General features: G+C 65.2%; 3 protein-coding genes. All 3 read left to right on the top strand.

The window, feature by feature from the left end; all coding sequences use genetic code 11:
* Nucleotides 1-635 (top strand): aminoacyl-tRNA hydrolase (gene pth / locus A3764_RS17320; RefSeq protein ID WP_067951833.1); only part of this gene is annotated, 635 nt, incomplete at its 5' end.
* Complete coding sequence (locus tag A3764_RS17315) at nucleotides 632-1,672, top strand: DUF2332 domain-containing protein (RefSeq protein WP_067922902.1); 1,041 nt, start codon at nucleotides 632-634, stop codon at nucleotides 1,670-1,672. The genes pth and A3764_RS17315, both read left to right, overlap by 4 nt.
* A gap of 65 nt (nucleotides 1,673-1,737) precedes the next feature.
* A partial coding sequence (locus A3764_RS17310) for a serine hydrolase domain-containing protein (RefSeq protein ID WP_150122266.1) occupies nucleotides 1,738-2,451 on the top strand: 714 nt, incomplete at its 3' end.

The following is a 2,451-nucleotide window of genomic DNA, read 5'->3' as shown; positions in this document are numbered from 1 at the left end:
ACCATGGCTTTGCGCCATGGAAGGGCAAGCATCAGGGCAGCATCAGCGAAGGCCGCTTCGGCTCGGCCCGGGCCGTTCTGCTCAAGCCGGAAACCTTCATGAACAACTCCGGCCAGTCGGTCCAGGCGGCCATGCGCTTTTACAAACTAGAGCCCGCCGACATCATCGTTTTCCATGACGAGATCGACCTCGCCCCCGGGAAGGTCAAATGTAAGAGCGGCGGCGGGCATGCGGGGCACAACGGTCTGCGGTCGATCCATGCGCATATCGGGCCGGGGCATGACCGCGTGCGGCTCGGCGTGGGGCATCCGGGCCACAAGGATGCGGTGCCGGGTTACGTTCTGCGTGACTTTGCCAAGGCCGACGCCGACTGGCTGGATGACGTGCTGCGCGGCATCAGCGATGGNGCCCCCTTCCTCGCCGAAGGCGACACCGGGCGGTTCATGAACGCGGTGGGGCAGCGGGTAAATCCCCCGCGGTCCGGTACCGGGGATAAACGCCCTGCCCCGGCCGCACCTCAGGCAGAGGCGCAGCCCACCCCGCCCTCTGCCCCCCAGGCCACTAAAGGCGAACCTGCCGAGGAATCTTCTGATGCCCGTTCGGCCCTGCAAAAGCTCGTGGACCGGTTCAGATGAGCCTGACCGCCGCTTTCCAAGAGCAAGCCGAAAGCTGCGCGGCACTCGGATCGCCCTTCATGGCGCGGCTCCTCACGTTACTGGCAGAGAACTGGCCATCGCAAAGCGCGCTCGACCGCAAGGTCGCCTCCTTCGAGGGGGATATCGGCCCTGCCGGTCATTCCGTGCCGCTACGTATCGCATCGGCGCTGCATGCGCTGATGCTGGCGGGCAGCGACAAGGCGCTGGCAGAGGTCTATCCGCCCCGCGCAGCCCCTGACACGGCGCTGCAGAAGGCGGTGTTCGCCGCGCTGGACCGGCACGAGGCTTTCATTCTGAAATGGATCGAAAGCCCGCCCCAGACAAACGAAGTACGCCGCGCTGCCGCCCTGATCGCGGGGGCGCAGGTAGCGGTACAACACGCGAACCTGCCGATCCACCTAAGCGAATTGGGGGCGAGCAGCGGGTTGAACATGCACTGGGACAGCTATGCCCTTGACATAAAGGGCCGCCGGTTCGGGCAATCCATGCCGGCCATCATCCTCGCCCCCGACTGGCAAGGCGCGCCCCCGCCCGCAGGCAGAACACCCCGGATCGCATCCCGCGCCGGTGTCGACCTCAATCCGCTTGATCCGCGCCGGAACGATCACCTGATGCGGCTGATGGCATATCTCTGGCCGGACCAGCCCGAACGGCTGAAACTGACCCGTGCCGCCGCGTCCGTGGCCGGAACGCCCCCGGCGCAGGGGGATGCGATCGAATGGCTCAATGATCGGCTGCTGACCGCGCCCCAAGGGCGGCTGCACCTCATCCAGCACACCGTGGCGTGGCAATATTTCGACAAGGCGAGCCAGAAACGCGGAAAGGCCCTGATCGAAGCGGCGGGCGCGCGGGCCCGGCCCAATCGGCCCCTCGCCTGGCTTTCGATGGAGGCGGACGGGGACACCGGCGCCAAGGGCGCGGCGCTCACCCTGCGGCTCTGGCCCGGGGACCTGCGCCTTGATCTGGGACGTGTCGATTTCCACGGGCGCTGGGTCGACTGGCGCTACAGCGGCTGACCCTAGGTCCGGCTGGCCTGCCACCGGGCCTTGTGCTCTCCTGCCCCCAAGCGAGGGAGTGAGACATGCGAACATTCGGAAAATGGCTGGGACGGATCCTGCTGGCCCTGCTGGTCGCGGCAGTGGCCGTAGGCTTGTGGAAACGCGAAGAGATCGGGCGCCTCATGGCAGTCAACTCGCTCTTTGCCGAGGATCGCATCGTCGAGAATTTCAGCAATATGGACAGCGCTTTCCTCACCGTGCCCGTGTCGCGTGGTCAGGGCCCCACGGCGGAACTCTCCTACGGTCCCGAAACCAACCTGCCTGCCGGGGTAGACGACTGGGTAGCCGAGCGTGCTGTGACCGGCCTCGTCGTCATGAAAAACGGTGAGATCGTATATGAGAACTATTTCCTCAGCACCGCGCCCGAAGACCGCCGCATCGCATGGTCGGTCTCCAAAAGCTATCTTTCGGCGCTGATCGGCATATTGCTCGACGAAGGCGCCATCGCCTCGCTCGACGATCCGGTGACGCAATATGCCCCGGCGCTCGAAGGCACCGCTTATGACGGGGCCACGATCCGCAACGTGCTCAATATGGCAAGCGGTGTGACCTTCAACGAGGATTACCTCGACTACGATTCGGACATCAACCGCATGGGTCGGGTGGTTGCCCTGGGCGGTACGCTCGATGATTTCACCACGGACCTCAAAGCGCGGTTCGCCGAACCGGGGGCGGAATGGAAATATGTCTCCATCGACACCCATGTGCTCGGTATGGTCACGCGGGGGGCCACCGGC

It is taken from the genome of Sulfitobacter sp. HI0129, assembly GCF_001635395.1.
Taxonomy (GTDB): domain Bacteria; phylum Pseudomonadota; class Alphaproteobacteria; order Rhodobacterales; family Rhodobacteraceae; genus Sulfitobacter.
This window is presented reverse-complemented; position numbering and strand designations above follow the sequence as displayed.

What these genes read in the sequence shown, in the direction of transcription:
- A3764_RS17315 (WP_067922902.1), top strand. Translation starts at nt 632, where the DNA reads ATGAGCCTGACCGCCGCTTTCCAAGAGCAAGCCGAAAGCTGCGCGGCA.